The following is a 21,908-nucleotide window of genomic DNA, read 5'->3' on the forward strand; positions in this document are numbered from 1 at the left end:
CCAATGCTAGAAAGAGTTCTAAATTGGGCTGATAATTTTTTAGAAGAAATTAGAAAAGAAAAGAAAAAGTATGATATAAGGAAAATTTTAAAAAAGGAAGAAATAAACGAAGAAGAACTTTATATTCTACTATCTGATACAGACGACAATAATCTTGTACTTATGGCGGAAAAGTCAAAAAAACTTACAGAAAGATACTATGGAAAAGTTATCACTCTATTTACCCCTCTTTACCTTTCTAATTATTGTCTTTCATCATGTAAATATTGTGGTTTTTCTATAGAAAACAAGATAAAAAGAATAAGATTAAACAAAGAAGAATTAATTGAAGAATATAAACACATAAAAAATTTTGGAATTGATAGTATTTTGTTATTAACAGGATGTGATAGGATCAATACACCTTTTGAATATATACTCTCTGCTGTAGAAGAAGCAAAAAATTATTTTTCTGAAATCATAATAGAGGTATATCCAATGGATGAAGAAGAATATAAAATCCTTGTTAATAGAGGTCTAACAGGAGTAACACAATATCAAGAGACATATAACTTAAAAATATATGAAGAATTACATCCTTATGGTCCAAAAAAAGATTTCTGGTACCGAATAAAAACGCAAGAAAGAGCAATAAAAGCAGGAGTTTTTGAAGTTACCTTAGGTATTCTACTTGGGCTAAATAATCCCATTGAAGATACATTTAAAATGCTACTTCATGCTAAATATCTCATGCAAAAATATCCTAAGGCAGAAATAAATATCTCTTTCCCAAGATATCGCCCCGCTGGAACAAATTTTGTTCCCCAATATATTGTGAATTCAAAGACCCTATTACGTCTCATTTTTACCTCTCGAATTTATTTACCTCCAATTGGGATTACCATCTCAACACGTGAATCCCCAAAACTTAGAGATCTTATTATAGGTTATGGCGTTACAAAAATGTCGGCAGGTTCTAAAACATCCGTCGGTGGATACGCAAAAGACAGAGAATCAGGAACACAATTTGAGGTAGAAGATAAAAGAAGTATAAAAGAAATAATTGAGATAATTAAAAGCAAAGGATATAGGCCAGAATTTACAAATTGGATTAAAGGAGGCATAACATGAATGACTTTAGAGACATGCTTGTAAATTATTTTACCCAAGAAGAATTAAATAAAATTCGTAAGACAAAAGTAGTAATAGTAGGTTGTGGGGGATTAGGCTCAAATGCTGCTATAACTCTCACAAGAACAGGTTTTGAAAATTTTATTCTCATAGATCATGATAAAGTAGAAATATCAAATTTAAATAGACAAGCCTATTTCTACAATCAAATAGGTAAACCAAAAGTTATTGCTCTTAAAGAAAATATTCTTTCTATAAATTCTCATTGCAATATTATCACTTTTGATGTGAAGATCGCATCTGAGAATGTAATAGATCTATTATCTCAAGGAGATATCATTTTGGAAGCAGTAGACACTGCAGAAACAAAAGCCCTTTTAATTAACACTGCTGTTAGTCTAGGTAAAAAGATTGTCTCAGCTATAGGGGTTTGTGGATTTGGTGACATTGAGAAAATAAAGATTAAAAAATTTAAAAACATAACCCTTATTGGAGATTTTCAAAGTGATAATAAAAACTTTCATCCTTATGCTCCTAAAGTAATTGCTATTTCAAGTATGCAATGTGATGAAATTTTAAGGATGGTGCTATATGAAATCTAAGAAATTAGATCTACTAAAGAATTACAATCTTTACTGTATTACAGCCGAAAATTTATCTTTAGGTAGAAACAATATAGAAGTGGTAAAAGAAATGCTATCTTCAGGTGTAAAAATCATACAATACAGAGAAAAGAAAAAAACATTAAAAGAAAAATATAAGGAAGCATTACTTTTAAGAGAACTTACCCTTCAATATAGTGCCATTTTAATAGTTAATGATCATTTGGACCTTGCAAAAATTGTTGGGGCAGACGGGGTACATATTGGTCAAGACGATTATCCTATAGAAGTAGCAAGGGAATTATTAGGAGAAGAATTTATTATAGGAGCTACTACCCATAATAAAGAACAAGCCAAAAAAGCTGAAAAAGAGGGGGCTGATTATATTGGTCTTGGACCAATTTTTGAAAGTTTTACAAAAGAAAACCCCCATCCTCCAATTGGATTAGAGATTCTAAAATGGGCTACTGCAAATATAAAAATTCCAGTAGTAGCAATAGGAGGTATTAAAGAAAGCAATTTAAAACAAGTTTTTGAAAATGGAGGAAAATGTATAGCTATGGTAAGTGAGATTGTATCTTCTTCTGATATTAAGGAAAAAATAAAAAATCTCATGAAGATAATGGAGGTTTACAAAAATGGAACAAACAATTCTTGAAAAACTAAGAATAAATCAAATCCCTCAGGAAATAGAAATAGCATACAAAAATGAAGAATTCCCATCTATAGAGGTGTTTCTTAGAAAAATAAAAGAAGGAAAAATTGTAGTTCCAGCTAATAAAAAAAGAAAAAGAAATAAATATTATGCTATAGGAGACGGCTGTAGCATAAAAATAAACGCCAATATTGGGGTAACATCGGATTTTTCAAGTTTTGATCTGGAATTAAAGAAGGCTGAAATTTGTGAAAAATATAATGTGGAATCGGTAATGGATCTTTCTTGTGGTAAATATGCAAAATCTTTCAGAGAAAAATTAGTAAAAGAATTCAGTTTTTTAGTAGGGAGTGTTCCTGTTTATGATATAGCAACTCGTGCAAAGAACTTTATTAAAACAAAACCAAAAGATTTTCTTGAGGTTTTAGAAGAACATGCAGATTCAGGAGTTGATTTTTTAACTATACATGCGGGAATAAACTTAAGGTTAGCAAAAGAATTAGAAAAATCACAAAGAATTTTAAACATAGTATCTCGCGGGGGTTCTATGATCTATAAATGGATGATAGAAAATCAATCTGAAAATCCTTACTATGAATACTTTGATGAAGTACTCAAGATATTAAAGAAATATGATGTAACCATAAGCATAGGTGATGCATTTAGGCCAGGATGTATTTTTGATTCAGGTAATATTTTACAGATTGAGGAAACATTAGAAGTAAGTAAATTAGCAGAAAAGGCTCATAATTATGGTGTGCAAGTAATTATTGAAGGTCCTGGCCATATAAAAGCAGATGAAATACCCTATACCATAAAAACCATAAAAAGGATATGCCATGATTTTCCATTATACGTTCTTGGTCCTTTAACTACCGATATTGCAGCAGGATATGATCATATATCGGGAAGTATAGGAGCACTAATTGCAGGTTTGAACGGAGCTGATTTTATATGTTATGTAACACCAGCAGAGCATCTAAGATTACCAAATATAGAAGACGTGAAAGAAGGAATCATCGCCTTTAAAATAGTAGCTCATAGTGTTAACTTGGTGAAAGGATTTAAAAAGAGTATAGAAAGGGACTATACTATGGCTTTAGCAAGAAAAAATTTAGATTGGGAAAAAATCATAAATACATCTATAGATCCTGATAAAGCAAAGGAATATAGAAAGGGTTTATCAATAACCACATGTACTATGTGTGGTGATCTTTGTGCCATCAAGAATAGTTCATAAAAAGAAGATACTCATAATATCAGGATATGATCCAACAGGTGGAGCAGGTCTTTTATTGGATACAAAAACTATTCATCTTCTTAATGGTTATGCTTTAGGAGTACCCACATGTCTTACTATCCAAGATACTCAAAGAGTATATAAAGTCTATGAAATAAATTCCAAATATTTTATAAAATCACTCGAGCAATTAATAAGAGACGTGGAAGATATTGATGCAGTAAAAATAGGAGCTCTGTATTCAGAGAAAATTATTAATGCAGTGATAGATACCATAATAAAATATAGATTTAAAAATATTGTTCTTGATCCAATAATTAAACCAACAAAAGGTATCAAATTACTAAAGAAAAATAGTTTACAAAACTTAGCTCAACTAATTTCCTTATGTACAATAATAACCCCAAATATATCCGAAGCAGAGACACTTTTAAACATTAAAATAAAGACTCTAGAAGATATGAAAACTTCCATTTATGATTTAAGTAAGCAATTTAAAATAAAAAATATTGTATTGAAAGGTGGACATCTTCCCATAGGTAACAAGGTTTATGATATTCTTTATACAAGGGATAAATGTATTTTTTACCCCAAGATTTTTAGACAAAACCTAAATATACATGGTACAGGCTGTATCTTCTCTTCAATTTTTGCTTATTATTTATCTATAGATAAAAATATAGAAGATGCCTTTTATAATACCGAATATACATTTGATAAGATCACAAAGAATATAATACAAATAGGCAAAGGCCAAAAGGTATTAAACATATAGAATTTAACATTCCATCCTTATCACTTCTTCTTTAATTCCTAAATCCTTTTTCTCCATGAAAATAAAGTAAGGTTGTCTTCATATAAATTGCATGAAATACAAGACCTACCCGCACTTATCTCAGAAATTATATATCAATATGAAAAGGGAAGAAAATTCCTGTATTCATATTCCTTAGCGCTACTCTACCCAAGAATATCCTAACCCTGAATTATATAAAATCAAGCTTTATCTCCAATAATAGCAAAATTAAAGGGAAAAACTATACTAAAACTTTATTTTTCCTAATCATTTAACCCTTAAATTACCATAGCATATTTTTCCACATTTCTTGGGTTTAATAGTTTAATCTCCTCCAAGACTTTTTGCAATAATACTTTTAATTCAGCCTCTCCAATTCTATTTTTCATCTCATCAAAGATTAAGTCAATTCCACCTTTAACAAATCCTACTATTTCTTCTTCTGAATATTTTTCCTTCTCTCTATTAAAATAAGCAAAGTTTGGTATTGACCCTTCAATTATATGGGAAAATATAAATCTGACATCTAAAAAAGAACTATCAATGTAGCTCCTATAAATTTCTATTAGCTCATTATCTAAACCTTTCTCTTTCATTTCTTTTAAAAATCTTCTCCAGAATATATAGAAGGAATGTATTAAATCTAACTTTTTATCTTCTGATATGTCAGCTATATGTTTATTTGTGATTAAATCCACAATTATAGATTGAGTCTCTATTTTATCAAGTAAAGAATAATGAAATACCTGTTTTAAAGATCTCTCCCCATTAAAAAATAATGAAACTATCAACTCATTAGAATTTAGTTTTCTATTAACAGAAACATATATACTATCACCTTTTTCGCCCAATAAAATGGAAAATTGTTCCAGTTTTCTTCTGTCAGATGGCATCTTTATCTGCTTGTTTAAAACTTCAAAAGCCTCTCTAAAAAATACCTCTATCTTACTCTCAGGAAACTTCACAATATTTCTATAGAAGTAATGCCAAGAAATCTTTTCTGAAGACGTTATATCTTCTATGATAAAGGCAAGTTCTTCTTGCATACCTGAAATAAAATCTTTAATAACCTTTCTAAGATTCCTTTCGTTTATCCCTATTTTGTTTCCTTCTTCTAAGAGATATCTCCAACGTCTCCAAAAAGTATATAGAAGAAGGACCCTACTATCCTCCTCAGGATATATTAACTTTTTCTCCTTTATAAGCTTTTTAATTATCTCTAAGCTCCTATACTCTCCCAAGGGAGAATTCAAAAGCACCCCTCTAACACTTAAGATACCATCAAAAGATGAAGCCACCACTTCTTCTTCTAAGGCTAAACCATCCACTCTTACTGGTAACAGTATTAAATCGCCGAGATAATTTGCTGAGTCTATATAATCTGATGCATTAATAAACACTTCTAAAGGATCTAAATTTAAAAGCTTTTGTGAAATTTTTTCTTCAGGATGAAAAACAAAATCCCCCTTATCCCATAATACAATACCTAATAAGGCATCATATCCTTCAATAAACCCTGATCTTACATTTACAATCTTTCCATTTTCTATAAATATCTCAGCACTCTTACTTCCATTATCTATCTCCAATCTTCCTGTTTTTTTTACCTATAGAGATTGTCTGAAGAATCTCCCATAAAGGAATACTTTGTAAATTACCTTTAAGCCCCACAAATTTTTCCCCCTTTCTAAAATTTTCTTTCTCCCTCTACCTCCCTCCCAGAGATTTTTATAACATTCCTTATCTACCTAATTATTCCCATTTTTTTCTTCCTATATTGATCAAATATAATAGCAGCAATTATAATTGCCCCGATAGCTGATGGTTGCCAATAGGCTGGAAAACCTAAAAGTACCATACCAGTTCTCAAAACTTGCATTATTGCTGCACCTATAATTACTCCTAAGACAGTACCTTCTCCTCCAGTAAGAGAAGCTCCTCCTATAACAGCTGCAGCAATAACATCTAACTCATAACCACTAGCTGCAGTAGGAGCTGCTACTCCTAACCTTGCAGTCATTAATATTCCACCAATTGCCGTTAGAATTCCACTTAGGGTATAAACAAGAATTTTCACCCTTCCTGTATTAATACCAGAAAGCCTTGCCGCTTGCTCATTTCCACCAACTGCATAGATTCTGTATCCCCATGATGTCCTATTAAGAAAAATTGAGGTTATTATACCTAAAATTATCATAAAGACCACAGGTAGAGGAATTCCAACACCTAAAAAGGGTATATCAAATTGACCTAACATGTTGAAACTCCTTGGTAAATCCCTAACAGGCCATCCTCCAGTAATCCCATAACAGAATCCCCTTGCTATATTCATAGTACCCAGGGTTGCTATAAATGGAGGCAAATTTGTTTTACTTATAAGGAGACCATTAATAAAACCAATAAATGCTCCTATCAATACACCTCCTATAATCGATAGAAATACACCAAAATTAGCCTTTAGCATCATTGCAGTTATTAAACCAGCCATAGCCATAACCGATCCAACCGATAAATCTATACCACCAGTTATAATCACCATTAAAATCCCAAAACCACTTATTGCAATCCATGAAAAAGCACGCAATATATTAAAAATATTTGTTGAGGTTAAGAAGGTTTCAGTAGTTAAACTTAAAAAAAGACATAAAACAAAAAGAATGATTAATATGCCAATCTCTTGCATTCTTATCGTTTTTAATATCCCTTTTCTCTCTTTAGAAGCTTCCTTCATTGAAATACCTCCCTCCGATATAAAAAATTAGTAACTACCAGATGCATAAGCCATTATCTTTTCCTGAGTCGCTTCACTTCTTGGTAGCTCTACCACAATCTTTCCCTCACTCATAACAAGAATTCTATCGCTCATGGCAAGAACCTCTGGAATTTCTGAAGATATCATAATAATTCCTATTCCAGTTTTAACAAGTTGGCTCATTATAGCATGAATTTCAGCTTTTGCACCTACATCTATACCCCTTGTTGGTTCATCTAATATCAATATCTTAGGATTTGATGCAAGCCATTTTGCAAGAACAACCTTTTGTTGATTTCCTCCTGATAGATATAAAACTTTTTCAAAAACACTTGGAGTTTTAATATTTAATCTCTTTACGAAATTTTCAGATATCTCAGTAAGTTTATTCTTATCTACAAAACCTAAAAATTTCAAGAGTTTCCTAATAATTGTAACTCCAACATTTTCCCTTACAGACATCTTTAATATTAAACCTTGATTTTGTCTATCTTCTGGAACTAAGCCAATACCATGTTTTACTGCGTCTTCTGGGGATTGAATCTCAATTTTTTCTCCATTTAAGTATATTTCACCTGAAATCTTAGGATCTGCACCAAAAATTAATCTTACGAGTTCCGTTCTACCAGAACCTACCAATCCTGCTATACCAAGAATTTCACCCTCATATAGAGTAAAACTTACTTCTTTTATTATCTCACTTTTTAAGTTCTTAACTTCAAGAAGAGGCTTACCTTTAGAAACCTCTTCTTTTTTAAACATATCTCCAAGGGGCCTGTTTACCATAAGATATATAACTTTATCAAAAGTAGCTTCGTCCTTACTCATTACTCCAACCATTTTTCCATCTCTGAGTACTGTTATTCTATCTGCTATTTTAAATATTTCTTCCAATCTATGAGAGATAAATATAATAGCAATACCATGCTCTTTCAGTTGCTTTATAATACCAAATAGTTTTTCCACCTCCTCAGGACCTAAAGCAGAGGTTGGTTCATCCATGATGATTATCTTTGCATCAAGAGATAAAGCTTTTACTATTTCCACCATTTGTCTTTGAGCCACCGAAAGATTTTTAACCAATTCCTTGGGATCAATATTAGCCCCTACCCTATCAAGAAGCTCTTTTGCTCTTCTTTCCATTTCCTTCTTATCCACAAAACCCAATTTCCCTAATATTCCTTTTCTCTTAATCTCTCTTCCTAAAAAGATATTCTGAGCTACAGTTTGATTTGGTGTTACATTTAATTCCTGATATATAGTACTGATACCCAAAAGTTGAGCATGATATGGATCTTGAATTTCTATTCTTTTCCCATTTAAATAAATCCTTCCTGCATCCTTTTTATAAGCCCCACTAAGAATTTTCATCAATGTAGATTTTCCAGCTCCGTTTTCACCCACAAGAGCCATAACCTCACCACTATAAGCCTCAAAATCTACTCTATCCAATGCTTGAACTCCCGGAAATGTTTTAGATATTCCTTCCATTCTAAGTATTGGTTCCAAATTTTGTCACCTCCTCTAAACCAAGAGTGGGGGGTACAAAGAATCATCTTTGTACCCCCCACTCTTTATTAATCTAAAAACCTACCACTGTTTTTAAAATGCTGGTGGAAGTGGAGTCTTGAAATCTTTTAATAGCCATGCTCTTATCATCGCATCTACGTTCTTTTGAGTAACAATATCAAAACCAGTATCTATCCATTCAGGGAATTTTTCGTTATTTACAACTTTTCTATAAAGGATATCTATAGCATCATAACCCCATCCCCAATATTTTTGACCAACAAGACCTACAAGATATCCCTCTTTCAAAAGTTGTAACTCCACTGGTAATGTGTCAAAGGCAACAGTAAATACTTTCTTCGCCTTTGCAGCTTTTTCCCAAAGTGGCATAGATCCTCTTTCTGCAAAGAGAGGCCAAAGTCCTACAAAGAACCATCCCTTCAAATTAGGATACTTCTGCATTGTTTCCTCAACTACTTGCACGCCTCTGTTGATGTCATCGTAACATGCTACAGTTGTTACTATCTTAATCTTAGGATATTTCTTTATTTCATCTCTAAATCCTCTCATTCTCTCTTCCAAATTAAGTGCACCAGGTACTCCAGTAAGCATTGCCACGTCCCCACTGGTTCCCATAGCTTTTACTAACAACTTTGCTGCCCATTTTCCACCCTCATAGTTGTTTACACCGAGATAAGTAAATCTCTTACTCTTTGGTGAATCAGCATCAAAGGTCATAACAGGTATACCCGCTTCTACCGCTTTATTAATGACATCTATTAATGCTGTAGGATCATTACAAGAAATAGCTATTCCATCTACTTTCCTTGCCACAACATCTTCCAATACTCTTGCTTGTTCTGTAGCATCAGATGCTACAGAAGCCACATAAAGAATTTCTACCTTATATGGCCCCTTCTTTGAAAGTTCCTCTGCTCTCCTGAAAGCACCATCTCTTCCAAGTTCAAAAACTGGATTGTTTAATGCCTTTGGAATCCATGCAAAAACAAGTTTTTTAGGAGTCTGAGCAGTTGTAGCCATTAAAAGAAATACAAAAACAATAAATACAATCATCAACAACCTCTTCATATAAAGCACCCCCTATTAATAATATTCTGTGAACAAAATTTACAAAAAGGAAAACGTTTACCCTTTCGATAAACCTCTTATCCTGCTTTTATATTCTCTCTCATCCCCTTCCTATATAGTTATTTTCAGAAAATATTATAACATCAGTCTAATAATTTTTCAATTTGAATTAAAAATTATGCTATATTTCGGTTGATATAATCAAAGAATAGGCAATTTGATAAGGCATCATTATTGTAAGAAAGGAGAAAATCTGTTTGTTTAAAAAAGAAAAAAAAATTTACTGCTATTAAAATAGCTTTTGAGTATTTTTACTCTAATAGGTAAACTGCTAAACTCTTAGATCTCAATATTAGGCAAGAAAGTATTTTTTCTTTAAGAAAGAGGAGAATAAATATCTTAATCTCTTCTACTAAAAAAGAACTCATGGATATTTTTCACCTAATGTATTACCCTCGCTATCTATTATTTAATGAATCTACAATAATAAAAAACACTTTTTTGAAACTCTATAAAAATAGACCTAAATGGAATAATAAACTTTGTGAAATGCTTGATAATTCACCTGGACAATATAAAAAGATTCTTGGAACTTCCTTTTATAAATATCATGTGTTAACTTTTCCTGTTATACTTTTAGAAGATTTATTAAGAACTACAGTTTTTTAAATATATTCACTTTTTCCATAAAAGAACTTACTTCCCCCACTATTTAGGGTAATTTAAATAATACTCTGTATCATTTATATCCTTTTTATGCTATATTTATTAAAAAAAATCGTGAGGTGATAATATGCCCATAATATATGATGAGAATAACAAAATCTTTCATCTAATTGCTGGAAATTCCAGTTATATAATGAAAAATTTTAAGAATAAATATTTAGTCCATCTATATTGGGGAAAAAAATTAAATCATTCGGGTTTTTCTGAAGCTTTTATGACTTCTCCCTTTGGAGCAAATCCTGATCCTGATGATAAAACTTACACTTTTGATAGAATGCTATTAGAATATCCAGCCTATGGAAATTCAGACTATAGACATCCTGCATATCAAATAGAACAAGAAGATGGATCAAGAATTACAAACCTAATATTTAAAGATTACAAGATTTATAAAGGAAAACCAAAACTTCAAGGACTACCAGCAACTTATGTGGAAGACGAAAATGAAGCAGAAACCCTTGAAATAGAGCTAATAGATGATCTTATTAATCTAAGAGTTATTCTCCTATATACAGCATTTAGAGACTACAATGTTATTACAAGAAGTGCTAAATTTATAAACGATGGGGATCAAAAATTAAAAATATTAATAGCTTTAAGTACTTGTGTAGATTTTGATCACTGTAAGTTTGACCTTTTACATCTTTGGGGATCATGGGCAAGGGAGAGGTACATAGAAAGAACTCCTTTAATGCATGGTATAAAGACCATTGAAAGTTCACGGGGAGAAAGCTCTCACCAACACAATCCATTTATTGCTCTACTTTCTAAAGACGCAAATGAAAAACATGGAGACGTATATGGCTTTAGTCTAGTATACAGTGGAAATTTTTCAGCTAATATAGAAGTAGATCAATTTAATACTACAAGAGTAACCATGGGAATAAATCCATTTGAATTTACTTGGATATTAGAAAAAGGAGATACCTTTCAAACACCAGAAGTAGTAATGGTTTACTCTGCCGAGGGTTTGGGAGAAATGTCAAGAACCTATCATAGACTATATCGTAAAAGACTTTGTAGAGGTGAATATAGAGACAAAAGAAGACCTATTCTTGTGAATACATGGGAAGCAGTTTATTTCAATATTAATGAAGATAAACTTTTAGCTCTTGCCCAGAAGGCAAAAGAGTTAGGAATAGAACTTTTTGTCTTAGATGATGGATGGTTTGGCAAAAGGGATGATGATACCAGCTCTCTTGGAGATTGGTATGTGGATAGAAGAAAATTACCAAACGGACTTGATGGACTTGGTAAAAAATTAAATGAAATGGGGTTAAAATTTGGACTATGGTTTGAGCCAGAAATGATTTCTCCAAACAGTGAACTTTATAAAAAACATCCAGATTGGTGTATACAAGTCCGAAGAAGGACCTTATCTCAATGTAGAAATCAGTATGTTCTTGACATAACACGAGAAGAAGTAAGAAAAGAAATTCTTAGAATGATGAAGGAAATTATAAGAAACGCCCCTATTGAATATATAAAATGGGATATGAATAGACCTCTAACAGAAGTAGGCTCTCTTGCCCTTACTCCAGAAAAACAAAAAGAAGTATTCCATAGATATGTTTTAGCATTATACGAAATGATGGAAGAGTTAACATCAGAATTTCCACATATTCTTTTTGAAGGTTGCTCAGGTGGAGGAGGCAGATTTGATCCTGGAATACTATATTATATGCCTCAAATATGGACCAGTGATAATACTGACGCCATAGAAAGATTAAAGATTCAGTGGGGAACAAGTATTGTGTATCCTGCCTCCACTATGGGTGCCCATGTGTCTGCAGTACCTAATCACCAAGTTGGGAGAATTACACCTCTCAAGACAAGAGGCTATGTAGCAATGTCAGGTGTTTTTGGATATGAAATGGACCTTACTAAATTAACAAAGGAAGAGGAAGAAATAATAAAAGATCAAATAGAATTCTATAAAAAGATATGGCATATAGTTTTTGAAGGAGATCTATATAGATTAATAAGCCCATTCCAAGAAAATGCTGCGTCTTGGATGTTTGTTACTCCGGATAAAAAAGAGGCCTTTGTAGTATATGTAAACATCTTAGCTTTTCCTAATCCGCCCTTTTTAAAGCTCAAATTGGACGGTCTTGATCCTAACAAAATATATAAAATAGAGGGAACCGATAGAGAATTTTATGGTGATGAATTAATGAATATAGGAATTAATATACCCCCAATGAAAGATTTTGAATCCTTTGCATTCATACTAAGATCAAAAGAATAAAGGAGGATAAATCTAATATGAAAGTAATACTTAGAAGAGAAAATGAAATAAAAGAGATAAAAGGAAATTACAAAGTAAATGAAATACTTAAAATTTTAAATATAAATCCAGAAACCGTTATTGTAGTAAAGGAAAATGAAATTGTCACACCTGACAAAATAATAAAAGATGATGAAGAAATAGAAATTATACCCGTTATATCTGGAGGAAGTATATAATGAAATGTATAAAATGCAAAAATGAAGCAAACATATACATAAAGCGCCATAATAGTGCTTTCTGTAAAGATCATTTTATTGAATATGTATTTCATCAAACAGAAAAGGCAATAAAGCATTATAAAATGTTTACCCAAGATGAAAAAATTTTAGTTGCTGTCTCAGGAGGAAAGGATAGTTTAGCTTTATGGGATATTCTTATATCTTTAGGATATAAAGCAGATGGCATGTATATAGAACTTGGTATCAGCGAATACTCTGAAAAATCTAAAGAAAAGGTTAAAAAATATGTCAATACCAAAGATCTAAAGTTACATATAATTTCTCTTAAAGAGATTTATGGGATCGGAATTGAAGAAATAGCCAAAAGAAATAAAAAAGTCCCCTGCTCTACCTGTGGAGTAATTAAAAGATATATAATGAATTTGACCGCAAGAGAATTAGGTTATAGTGTAATTGCCACTGGCCATAATTTAGATGATGAGGCTGCTACCCTTCTTGGTAATATCCTACACTGGCAAATAGATTATTTAGAGGTTCAAGAACCTATTCATAAAGAAGAGGAATATTTTGTAAGAAAAGTAAAACCTCTATATAGACTAACAGAAATTGAAACATCTGCATACTGCTTAATAAAAAAGATAGATTACATAATAGATGAATGCCCTATGTCTTATGATGCAAGATCTCTTATGTATAAAGAAGTCCTTAATATATTAGAAAACAAATCTCCTGGAACAAAAGAACATTTTTATTATGGATTTTTAGAAAAAGGTATTAAATATATCAAAAGCCAAAAAGAAAAATTAGAATCAAAAAATTGTCAAATCTGTGGAGAACCTACAACTAAGGATATATGTGTATTCTGTAAGCAAATGGAAAAAGCCCACCTAAATTCCTTAGATATAAAAAATTCCATAAAAAGGCTCAAATTACAACAATAGTAATTTCATTAAGTATACTATTATTCCAAATATAGCTTTTTATATCTAAGAATAAGTTATCCTTTAATTTAATAGCTAATATCAAATAAAAAATATCCTTCAACATATGATTTATATCATCCAGAGAGGGTTCTACCCCCTTCTCTGGATGGGAGTGATAAACTCCTAATATTTTTAAGCCATTTTTCTCAATATCTCTAAATACATAAAGCTCATCTAAGGGATCTATTAAATAGCTATTATAAGGTGCTAAAGAAGCATTTTTGACCTTATAAACTTTCTCAATTATAAATTTATCCTCCTTTGTATTTCCCCCAAAAATACCACAAGCCTCCTTTGGATACTCATCAATAGCATGATTAATTACAAACTTTAACTGATCTCTCTTTAAGATTATTCTCATCTATTTACCCATTGCAGTCAAAACATTAGGACAATAAGGATCAGGCTTTCTCAAATCCCCATTAATTATCCAAGATCTTGCATAACAGCCACCCCCACAAAAATCCAATATCTCACAATTGTAACAATAATTAGTTCTCTCCTTAAGCTCTTTATATAAAGGATTCTTTAATATATCATTGATTGCCTCTTTCAATGATTTTGTCCTAATCTCTGCAATAGGAATATCAATAACATCACAAATTAATATATCTCCTGTAGGTGCAAGATCAATAAAATCGAAAGCATGACATTTATCTACATAAATATTTTGAGGAAAATCTAAAAGTTTAAGAAAAGGGGCACACCAAATATTTATTTTATAGTTTTCTTCTATTGCTTTAACGGATAATTCCCTTATGCTCTCCAATATTCTTGAGGAATCAAGATAAATATGAGATTTCTTAGCCTCACCTGAAGGGATAACAGGAATAACACAGAGTTCCTTAGCAAGATTCTTCTTTGCAAAATCTACCATGTTAGATAAATCTTTATAATTAAATGTGGAAACCGAAAAAATCATAGAATAAGGTATATCCAAATCGTTAAGTATTTCTAATTTCTTTAATAAAATATTAAAGGTTCCTTTTCCTCTCAATTTTTCATAAATCTCTTTATTACTTCCATCAACAGACACATAAAGATAGACTTCATTTTCTTTTATAAGTTTCGCTTTTTCATAGTCTAAAAGAAGAAGATTTGTATTTATGGAGACATTTAAATCTAAGTTCTTAGCTTTAACAATGTAATCAAATAATTCAGGAATTAAGAGAGTCTCTCCTCCTGTAAAATCAATATGAGTAAAATTTGATTCTTTTGCCTCTCCTATTAATTTTAATCCTCTTTCTTTTGATATTTTTTTCTTCCAATTTCTTGCATGTACATAACAATGTGGACAATTCAAATTACATTTAGTATCTAAAATCCAAATTATTTCAGTAAAGAAGATATCAACCTCCCTTTTTGAGATTTAAATTATTTTATTTTTTGAGTATTTAAAGTTTACAATCTTAAAAAAAATTTGTCAAAAAATTGGAATCAATTTTTAAAAAATGAATTTTTAAAAGATCTATAAATCTCAGCTTAAATAAATATTAAGAAAACAATAATGTAACTAATACCATGACCATTTGACATAAAAAATTAATCTATGATAATCTTAATCTCAAGAAGCGTAGGGTAGGTAAAAAGCCCGGGCGAGTGAAAACAATACGCTCACCGGGCTTCTAAAATTTATTTCTATTAACACATGTTAATAAGGAGGCAACCATGAATAAAAAATTGAAATTCATTATAATCTTTTTATTTATTACCCTTTTATTTTTATTTTATACCCATGGATATAATTTACCTTGGTACAAAAATACAACTTTTTATGAGATTTTAGTTAGATCTTTTGCGGATAGTGATGGTGATAAAGTGGGAGATTTGAAAGGATTAACTGATAAATTAGATTATCTAAAACAACTTAATATAGATGGCATATGGTTAATTCCCATATTTATGTCTGTAAGTTATCATGGATACGATGTGACTGACTATTATGATATTCATCCAGCATATGGAAATATGAGGGATTTTGAAGAATTAATTAAAGAAGCTCATAGAAAAAATATAAAAGTAATTCTTGATTTAGTTGTAAATCATACTTCATCCCGACATCCTTGGTTCATAAGTGCATCAAACTCTTAAACTTCCCCATACAGAGATTATTATATTTGGAGTGATACAAAACCAACTCAGAACTCTAATTTTTGGTACTATAAAAATACGGGTTATTACTATGCCTTCTTTTGGTCTGAAATGCCTGATCTAAACTTTGATAATCCAAAGGTTAGAGAAGAAATCAAAAAGATGGCTAGATATTAGCTTGAAAAAGGTGTAGATGGACTTAGACTTGATGCTGTAAAGCATATATATGATGACGATAATAAAAACATAATATGGTGGAAAGAGTTTTATGATTATTTAAAAAAGATCAAACCAGATATATATCTTATAGGAGAAGTCTGGGACAACGAATATGTAATAGCAGAATATTATAAGTCAATTCCTTCTCTTTCTAACTTTCCCCTTTCAGATAAAATTATGAGTTCGGTAGCAAATCAAAGAGATTTAGGGATATGTGATTTTTTAGATATGGAAAGAGAAATGTTTAAAGAAAATTATTCCGATTTTACTGATGCTACCTTCTTGAGAAATCATGATCAGGTTAGAGTGAGAACATCATTTGGGGGGAGTATTGATAAAAGTCTACTTGCAGGTTCCATATACCTAACTCTCCTTGGAACTCCCTTTATATATTATGGTGAAGAAATAGGGATGGAAGGGACAAAACCAGACGAATACATAAGAGAACCTTTTAAATGGACAGATCAAATGAATTCCGAAGAACAAACCTATTGGATAAAGCCTAAATATAATATTCCCACCAATGGAATATTCTATGCTACAGAAAAAGAGGATAAGAATAGTATATTAAACCATTATAAACGAATCCTTAAACTAATGAAAGAATATAAGGCTTTATCTTTGAGAGAAATGGAAAAAATTAATCTAAATGATAAAAGTTTATTAGCATACCTAAGAGGAATAGATGATGAAGAGATATTAGTAATACATAATCTTAATAGGGTAGAAAAGATAATAAGTCTAAACTTTACTTTTAAGGATATTCTCTATTCAAGAAACACCAACTTAAAAGATAATAAATTAATATTAGGTCCCTTTAGCAGTATCATAATTGAAGTTCAATAATTTTTCCCAGATTTTACTATCTACCATAAAGCCTGCTTTTTCATAAGCAATTAAGGCAGCTCCTACCGCTGGAGGAATTCTAAGAGGTACAACCTTACTTTTTTCTGCGAACATTTTCATCTTGGATTGAATATAATCGGGAAGCCAACTTGCCCCCTTATATATACTCCCAGCTAAAACTACAGGCGTTTCATCTTCCAATAAATCCAATTTTTGCATCAAGTTATAAGCCGAAATAACAGTTTCATCCACTATTTTTTCCACAATTCTCCTTGCTACTTTATCTCCCTTTCTTACACACTCAAAAAGTAAAGGAGCAAGTCCTAAGGCCTTATTATATTCCTCAGAATTATAATATAATCTCTTGGCAAGTTCATTATAGTCCTTTGCAGAAAAATACTTTAGTACTTCGTTTTCAAGGAGAGTTTTCTCCCCTCTACCATCATAGGATCTAAAAGCATAGAATAACATCTCTTGTACTACAGATGAAGCACCTCCCCAATCTCCAAAAATATAGCCTTCACCAAAATATCTATATGATCTTCCATCTTTTGATCTTCCATATCCATTATTCCCAGTACCCATTATTATAATCACACCCCAGAATTCCATATTCCCAGCTCTTAAAGCTATAGGTGCATCATTTTCAATAACTAAATCCTTAGCTATGTTTAAGGATCTTGCCTCTTTCTCCAACATCTCAAAATCCTCTAAAAAATCAGCACCTGCAAGTCCAAAACACGCAAAATCAAATATAATTTCCCCTATTTCTTTTTTAGCCCTATCTATAGCTAACATCCAATTTTTCTTTGCCCTTTCAATACCTATACCTTCATAATTTCCAGGGCCAGATCTACCAAAGCCTACAATTTCTCCCTTTTCATTTAAGATAATAGCCTCTGTTTTTGTACCGCCTGCATCTAAGCCGAGAAAGTATCTCATATATTACTCCTTAACTTAATTTTGGGAAATATTCTTTATTTTCCTCTATTAATCTATTAAGAACTTTTTCTGCAAGAGTAAATGAAGAGATTAATGGATGTTGTGCAAGAGCAAAAACAGCCTTTTTATATGAACCTTCCATAGCAGACTCTATTGTTAATCTCTCATATACTTTTACAGCCTCTATAATTCCTTTAACTTCAATAGGTAAATTACCTATAATATATCTTCGAAATATATCATGTTTTACGTAAACCGGTATCTCTACCACTGAATCCTCTGGTAGATCTCTTATAGCTCCATTATTCATAACATTTATTATCTGAAATCCCTCTTTCAAACCAAAAAGATGCATAATCAGATTAACAGCAGATGTTGAGTAATAGGCTCCACCTCTTTTAGAAAGTTCTGCTGGTTTAGTATCTACCTTAGGATCACTATATATTTTTAATAACTCTTCTTCCACTTTCATCACTTCTTCTGCTCTTTTTGGCTTATGTTTTAACTCTTCCACTTTTTCCTCTCTAAAAAAGTAATATCTGAGATAATAATTTGGGAACAAACCTAAAATGTCTATAATTCTTTTTTCCTCTTCCGACAATTTTTCTTTTGCTTTATGTAATAAATATTGAGTTTTATCTTCTCCCTTTATAAATATTCTTCTTACAAAACTCAAATGATTAATACCAAAATAGTCTAAAAAGACATCTTCTAAGCTTACACCTGATAAATCAGCAAAAAATTTTTGAAAATTTATAGGCACATTACACAACCCTATAGCTTTTACTTTAGTATATCTGAGAAGCATTTCTGTGATTATTCCAGAAGGATTAGTAAAATTAATAAACCAAGCATTAGGAGCATGTCTTTCTACCTTTTTTGCTATATCATATACCACTGGTATCGTTCTAAGAGCATTCGCAAATCCCCCTGCCCCAGTAGTCTCTTGTCCTAAAAGATTAAATTCCAAAGGAATGGTTTCATCTAAGAGCCTTGCTTTATTTCCTCCAACCCTTATTTGATTTATTATAAAATCAGCTCTTTCTAAGTTTTCTTCCAAGTTTGTACTTTTTAAAAATTCTATTTCAGCCTTAGCTTTTTTGGCCATCCTTAATAGAAAATCATACACAATATTTAATCTTTCAGTATTAATATCAATAAGAACAACTTTTAAAGGATGAATCTCTTGCCAAATATTAAAAAATCCTTCAATTAATTCCGGAGTATACGTACTACCCCCACCAATAACTACTACCTTCATTTTGGAGTACCTCCAAGAATTATTATGCTTACACTAATTATAGTATATTTTTATTACATTGTAAACTATGTTTACTATATTTTCTTACATAAACTTTTTTACTATTTTATTAAACATATCATTAGGATCTCTCTTCTTTTTATATAGAGGTTTGCCTTGTAATTGAGGAATAACCTCTTCAAAGATCGGTTTCTCTTTTTTATAAATAACTCCTATAGGTATCCTTTCTCCCCATTCAAGGGATTTCTCAAAAGCCAAATGTATATCAGAAGGATCATAATCTGGACCAAGTTTATATACTCTTTCTTTATACCATTGAAAAGTATTTACCTTATTAAAAGTTACACATGGTTGAAGAATATCTAACAGAGCAAACCCTTTGTGAAGTATAGCAAGTTTCATCATTTCTGTAAGATGATCTGGATCTCCAGAAAAGGACCTTGCTACAAAAGATGCTCCACTTGCAATAGCTAAGGATATGGGATTTAAGGATGGATAAGCTACCCCCAATGGCTGAACCTTAGTCTTCATTCCCATATCGCTTGTGGGTGATGCCTGACCTTTTGTTAGACCGTATATTTGGTTATTATGTACGAAAACTTTTATATTTAAATTTCTTCTCATATTATGAATCAAATGATTACCTCCTTCTCCATAGGTATTTCCATCTCCTGATTCACATATCACAAGAAGCTCTTTATTAGCTATCTTAGCCCCACAGGCTACTGGTATATCTCTTCCATGAAGTCCATTAAAGAGGTTGCATTTAAAATAGTGAGGCGCTTTTGCAGCTTGACCAATACCAGAAACCATTAGTAATTTATTAGGTGGAATCTCAAGTTCTGCCAATGCTCTCTTTATACAATTCAAAATAGACCAGTTTCCGCATCCTGGACACCATGCAGGTATTTGATTATTATCAAAATCCTCTATTCTCATCCCATTATCTCCCTCACTCCCTCCATAATTTCTTCTACAAAAAATGGCATACCATTATATTTAACAATACCCTTATCTACTTTTATGCATAATTCTTTTCTTATTAAAGCAGCTAATTGCCCCTCATAATTTCCTTCTATTGTATATAGTTTTTTATCTTTAAAATCATTAAGAATTTTGGTAGGTAAAGGATAGACATCAGAAAAATGTAAATGTCCTATCTCATATCCTTCTTCCAACAAATTAGAAATAGCTTCTCTTATTACTCCGTATGTTGATCCCCAACCGATAAAAACTACCTTGGGGTTATCTACACCAAAATAAACAGGTTCTTCCAAATCTTTCATAATAGCTAATTTCTTTCTCAACCTCTTTTCCACCATCTTTTTTCTTATATTTAAATCTTCTGTAATATGTCCCTCTTCATCATGTTCATCACTATCAGTGATCACAAAACCATCAAACTCTCCTGGGATAGCTAAAGGAGAAATTCCATCCTCAGTAATCTTATGCCTTAAATAGTTTTTATCTACCAATATCCTATAATTCTTAATCTCAGGCACATGGAGACCATCTATAACAGCCTTAGAATCAATAAGATACTGATCAGTAAGAATAATAGATGGCACCTGATATTTTTCAGCCATCTCAAAAGCCTTTATAGTTTTATAATAAGCATCCTTCTGATCTCTTGGTGCAGTGACATATCTGGGAAATTCTCCATGACCAGCATGAATAACAAAATTAAGATCAGCTTGTTCCGTTCTTGTAGGGAGACCTGTCGCTGGTCCAGGACGCTGAGCCACATGAATTACTACAGGTGTTTCTGTCATACCAGCCAAGCTCAAGCCCTCAACCATTAAAGCAAATCCTCCTCCAGAAGTGGTTACCATAGATCTTGCCCCTGCAAAAAAACCACCAATTGCCATATTTATTGCAGAGATTTCATCTTCAGCTTGTTCTACCACAATATCAAAATCAATCTCATGTTCTGCTAAAAAATTCATTACTGCAGTACCTGGAGTCATAGGATAAGAAGCAAGGAATTTACAACCTGCTACAATCGCACCAAATCCTACAGCCTCTCCCCCATTTATTATTAATCTTCCTTCTCTTTCTCTTTTTGGAAATTCTCTACATCTTCTATTTATATTCAATGCATAAATATATCCTGCCTCTAATGCTTTAATGTTCATATCTATATATTCATCTCTAAAGGATTCAGAAACCACTTTTTTCATCTCTTCTAAGTCACCAGATACTAATCCCAAAAGAACCCCACAAATAACAGTATTTTCTACTAACCTCGTTTTAGCTACCTCTTGGGCAATTTTTCTAACTGGGACTTTATACATCTCTTCAAAACTAAAATCTCCCTTTATATTTTCATCACAAATAATATATCCACCCTTTTTAACTTGGTCCTTATGAAGCTCAATAGTTTCACTATTCAAGGCAACAAGAATATCTATTTTTTCACTATCTATAGCATAAATAGGATTACCTGAAATCCTTATTAAGCTATAATTATGGCCACCTCTTATGCGGGATTGATAACTTTCAATAGTAAAAATAAAATAGCCTATTCGGTAAAAAAATTTAGAAAGGATATTAGATATGGTTTGTATTCCTTGGCCAGCCTCTCCCCCTATTAATATTTTACAATCCAACTTTATCAA

Annotated in this window: 20 protein-coding genes and 1 pseudogene; 11 read left to right on the plus strand and 10 right to left on the minus strand. The window is 31.6% G+C overall.

Features of this window, described 5'->3' with window-relative positions; genetic code table 11:
• Window positions 1–3 precede the first annotated feature (3 nt).
• The 5 genes from thiH to thiD are packed head-to-tail and all read left to right on the plus strand — an operon-like array spanning window position 4 to window position 4,382.
• A complete protein-coding gene (gene thiH / locus ACY3JO_RS08850; RefSeq protein ID WP_463084630.1) occupies window positions 4–1,110 on the plus strand; it encodes a 2-iminoacetate synthase ThiH in 1,107 nt (368 codons plus the stop codon).
• Window positions 1,107–1,712 carry a sulfur carrier protein ThiS adenylyltransferase ThiF gene (thiF, locus tag ACY3JO_RS08855; RefSeq protein ID WP_463084631.1) on the plus strand — a complete coding sequence of 202 codons (606 nt, stop codon included), beginning with the start codon at window positions 1,107–1,109 and terminating at the stop codon, window positions 1,710–1,712. Before thiH ends, thiF begins: the two co-directional genes overlap by 4 nt.
• Window positions 1,702–2,370: a thiamine phosphate synthase gene (thiE, locus tag ACY3JO_RS08860; RefSeq protein ID WP_463084632.1), complete on the plus strand. Its 669-nt coding sequence runs from the start codon at window positions 1,702–1,704 to the stop codon at window positions 2,368–2,370. Before thiF ends, thiE begins: the two co-directional genes overlap by 11 nt.
• The gene (gene thiC / locus ACY3JO_RS08865) at window positions 2,351–3,607 is read left to right on the plus strand and encodes a phosphomethylpyrimidine synthase ThiC (RefSeq protein WP_463084633.1); all 1,257 of its coding nucleotides are present in this window, start codon (window positions 2,351–2,353) and stop codon (window positions 3,605–3,607) included. The genes thiE and thiC overlap by 20 nt, the downstream gene beginning before the upstream one ends.
• Complete coding sequence (gene thiD / locus ACY3JO_RS08870; protein ID WP_463084634.1) at window positions 3,585–4,382, plus strand: bifunctional hydroxymethylpyrimidine kinase/phosphomethylpyrimidine kinase; 798 nt, start codon at window positions 3,585–3,587, stop codon at window positions 4,380–4,382. Before thiC ends, thiD begins: the two co-directional genes overlap by 23 nt.
• 299 nt (window positions 4,383–4,681) lie before the next feature.
• Here the strand turns inward: thiD and ACY3JO_RS08875 are convergent, their stop codons facing one another.
• From ACY3JO_RS08875 to ACY3JO_RS08890, 4 genes are all read right to left on the minus strand, one after another.
• On the minus strand, window positions 4,682–5,992 hold the full coding sequence (locus tag ACY3JO_RS08875) for a DUF4388 domain-containing protein (RefSeq protein ID WP_463084635.1): 1,311 nt from the start codon (window positions 5,990–5,992) through the stop codon (window positions 4,682–4,684).
• Window positions 5,993–6,147: 155 nt separating this feature from the next.
• Entirely contained in the window at window positions 6,148–7,134 is a 987-nt protein-coding gene (locus ACY3JO_RS08880; RefSeq protein ID WP_463084636.1) for an ABC transporter permease, read from the minus strand.
• 27 nt (window positions 7,135–7,161) lie between these two features.
• Window positions 7,162–8,646 (minus strand): sugar ABC transporter ATP-binding protein, encoded by a 1,485-nt coding sequence (locus ACY3JO_RS08885; RefSeq protein ID WP_463085672.1) that lies wholly within the window; start codon window positions 8,644–8,646, stop codon window positions 7,162–7,164.
• Window positions 8,647–8,757: 111 nt separating this feature from the next.
• Window positions 8,758–9,753 (minus strand): sugar-binding protein, encoded by a 996-nt coding sequence (locus ACY3JO_RS08890; protein WP_463084637.1) that lies wholly within the window; start codon window positions 9,751–9,753, stop codon window positions 8,758–8,760.
• Window positions 9,754–10,197: 444 nt separating this feature from the next.
• On the opposite strand from ACY3JO_RS08890, the gene ACY3JO_RS08895 reads away from it, so the two are divergent.
• From ACY3JO_RS08895 to ACY3JO_RS08910, 4 genes are all read left to right on the plus strand, one after another.
• Window positions 10,198–10,422 (plus strand): hypothetical protein, encoded by a 225-nt coding sequence (locus tag ACY3JO_RS08895; protein ID WP_463084638.1) that lies wholly within the window; start codon window positions 10,198–10,200, stop codon window positions 10,420–10,422.
• A 124-nt stretch (window positions 10,423–10,546) separates the two neighbouring features.
• Window positions 10,547–12,727: an alpha-galactosidase gene (locus ACY3JO_RS08900; RefSeq protein WP_463084639.1), complete on the plus strand. Its 2,181-nt coding sequence runs from the start codon at window positions 10,547–10,549 to the stop codon at window positions 12,725–12,727.
• Window positions 12,728–12,744: 17 nt separating this feature from the next.
• Window positions 12,745–12,945 carry a MoaD/ThiS family protein gene (locus tag ACY3JO_RS08905; RefSeq protein ID WP_463084640.1) on the plus strand — a complete coding sequence of 67 codons (201 nt, stop codon included), beginning with the start codon at window positions 12,745–12,747 and terminating at the stop codon, window positions 12,943–12,945.
• On the plus strand, window positions 12,945–13,889 hold the full coding sequence (locus ACY3JO_RS08910) for a PP-loop family protein (RefSeq protein WP_463084641.1): 945 nt from the start codon (window positions 12,945–12,947) through the stop codon (window positions 13,887–13,889). The genes ACY3JO_RS08905 and ACY3JO_RS08910 overlap by 1 nt, the downstream gene beginning before the upstream one ends.
• Here ACY3JO_RS08910 and ACY3JO_RS08915 read toward each other — a convergent pair.
• Window positions 13,873–14,292 carry a M67 family metallopeptidase gene (locus ACY3JO_RS08915; RefSeq protein WP_463084642.1) on the minus strand — a complete coding sequence of 140 codons (420 nt, stop codon included), beginning with the start codon at window positions 14,290–14,292 and terminating at the stop codon, window positions 13,873–13,875. The genes ACY3JO_RS08910 and ACY3JO_RS08915 overlap by 17 nt on opposite strands.
• Entirely contained in the window at window positions 14,293–15,234 is a 942-nt protein-coding gene (locus ACY3JO_RS08920; protein WP_463084643.1) for a radical SAM protein, read from the minus strand.
• 365 nt (window positions 15,235–15,599) lie between these two features.
• Here ACY3JO_RS08920 and ACY3JO_RS08925 point away from each other — a divergent pair.
• Window positions 15,600–16,847, plus strand: a pseudogene (locus tag ACY3JO_RS08925) (alpha-amylase family glycosyl hydrolase); the annotation flags it as partial.
• Between the two features lie 24 nt (window positions 16,848–16,871).
• Window positions 16,872–17,087, plus strand: a complete 216-nt coding sequence (locus ACY3JO_RS08930) for a hypothetical protein (protein ID WP_463085673.1) — start codon at window positions 16,872–16,874, stop codon at window positions 17,085–17,087.
• On the opposite strand, the gene ACY3JO_RS08935 is transcribed toward ACY3JO_RS08930, so the two are convergent.
• The 4 genes from ACY3JO_RS08935 to ACY3JO_RS08950 all read right to left on the minus strand — a co-directional run bounded on the left by ACY3JO_RS08935 (window position 17,049) and on the right by ACY3JO_RS08950 (window position 21,899).
• Window positions 17,049–18,029: an N-acetylglucosamine kinase gene (locus ACY3JO_RS08935; protein WP_463084644.1), complete on the minus strand. Its 981-nt coding sequence runs from the start codon at window positions 18,027–18,029 to the stop codon at window positions 17,049–17,051. The genes ACY3JO_RS08930 and ACY3JO_RS08935 overlap by 39 nt on opposite strands.
• Before the next feature lie 10 nt (window positions 18,030–18,039).
• Window positions 18,040–19,290: a 6-phospho-beta-glucosidase gene (locus ACY3JO_RS08940; RefSeq protein ID WP_463084645.1), complete on the minus strand. Its 1,251-nt coding sequence runs from the start codon at window positions 19,288–19,290 to the stop codon at window positions 18,040–18,042.
• Window positions 19,291–19,374: 84 nt separating this feature from the next.
• Window positions 19,375–20,229 carry a 2-oxoacid:ferredoxin oxidoreductase subunit beta gene (locus tag ACY3JO_RS08945; protein ID WP_463084646.1) on the minus strand — a complete coding sequence of 285 codons (855 nt, stop codon included), beginning with the start codon at window positions 20,227–20,229 and terminating at the stop codon, window positions 19,375–19,377.
• Window positions 20,226–21,899 (minus strand): 2-oxoacid:acceptor oxidoreductase subunit alpha, encoded by a 1,674-nt coding sequence (locus tag ACY3JO_RS08950; protein WP_463084647.1) that lies wholly within the window; start codon window positions 21,897–21,899, stop codon window positions 20,226–20,228. The genes ACY3JO_RS08945 and ACY3JO_RS08950 overlap by 4 nt, the downstream gene beginning before the upstream one ends.
• Between the last annotated feature and the right edge of the window lie 9 nt (window positions 21,900–21,908).

It is taken from the genome of Dictyoglomus sp. LHC4, assembly GCF_055181355.1.

Bases quoted from the DNA above. Each gene is read 5' to 3' on its own strand.
- ACY3JO_RS08890 (WP_463084637.1), bottom strand. From the start codon at position 9,753: ATGAAGAGGTTGTTGATGATTGTATTTATTGTTTTTGTATTTCTTTTA.
- thiF (WP_463084631.1), top strand. From the start codon at position 1,107: ATGAATGACTTTAGAGACATGCTTGTAAATTATTTTACCCAAGAAGAA.
- ACY3JO_RS08905 (WP_463084640.1), top strand. From the start codon at position 12,745: ATGAAAGTAATACTTAGAAGAGAAAATGAAATAAAAGAGATAAAAGGA.
- ACY3JO_RS08885 (WP_463085672.1), bottom strand. From the start codon at position 8,646: ATGGAAGGAATATCTAAAACATTTCCGGGAGTTCAAGCATTGGATAGA.
- ACY3JO_RS08915 (WP_463084642.1), bottom strand. From the start codon at position 14,292: ATGAGAATAATCTTAAAGAGAGATCAGTTAAAGTTTGTAATTAATCAT.
- ACY3JO_RS08940 (WP_463084645.1), bottom strand. From the start codon at position 19,290: ATGAAGGTAGTAGTTATTGGTGGGGGTAGTACGTATACTCCGGAATTA.
- ACY3JO_RS08930 (WP_463085673.1), top strand. From the start codon at position 16,872: ATGGAAAAAATTAATCTAAATGATAAAAGTTTATTAGCATACCTAAGA.
- ACY3JO_RS08900 (WP_463084639.1), top strand. From the start codon at position 10,547: ATGCCCATAATATATGATGAGAATAACAAAATCTTTCATCTAATTGCT.
- thiC (WP_463084633.1), top strand. From the start codon at position 2,351: ATGGAACAAACAATTCTTGAAAAACTAAGAATAAATCAAATCCCTCAG.
- ACY3JO_RS08910 (WP_463084641.1), top strand. From the start codon at position 12,945: ATGAAATGTATAAAATGCAAAAATGAAGCAAACATATACATAAAGCGC.
- ACY3JO_RS08935 (WP_463084644.1), bottom strand. From the start codon at position 18,029: ATGAGATACTTTCTCGGCTTAGATGCAGGCGGTACAAAAACAGAGGCT.
- thiE (WP_463084632.1), top strand. From the start codon at position 1,702: ATGAAATCTAAGAAATTAGATCTACTAAAGAATTACAATCTTTACTGT.
- ACY3JO_RS08945 (WP_463084646.1), bottom strand. From the start codon at position 20,229: ATGAGAATAGAGGATTTTGATAATAATCAAATACCTGCATGGTGTCCA.
- ACY3JO_RS08895 (WP_463084638.1), top strand. From the start codon at position 10,198: ATGTATTACCCTCGCTATCTATTATTTAATGAATCTACAATAATAAAA.
- ACY3JO_RS08880 (WP_463084636.1), bottom strand. From the start codon at position 7,134: ATGAAGGAAGCTTCTAAAGAGAGAAAAGGGATATTAAAAACGATAAGA.
- thiH (WP_463084630.1), top strand. From the start codon at position 4: ATGCTAGAAAGAGTTCTAAATTGGGCTGATAATTTTTTAGAAGAAATT.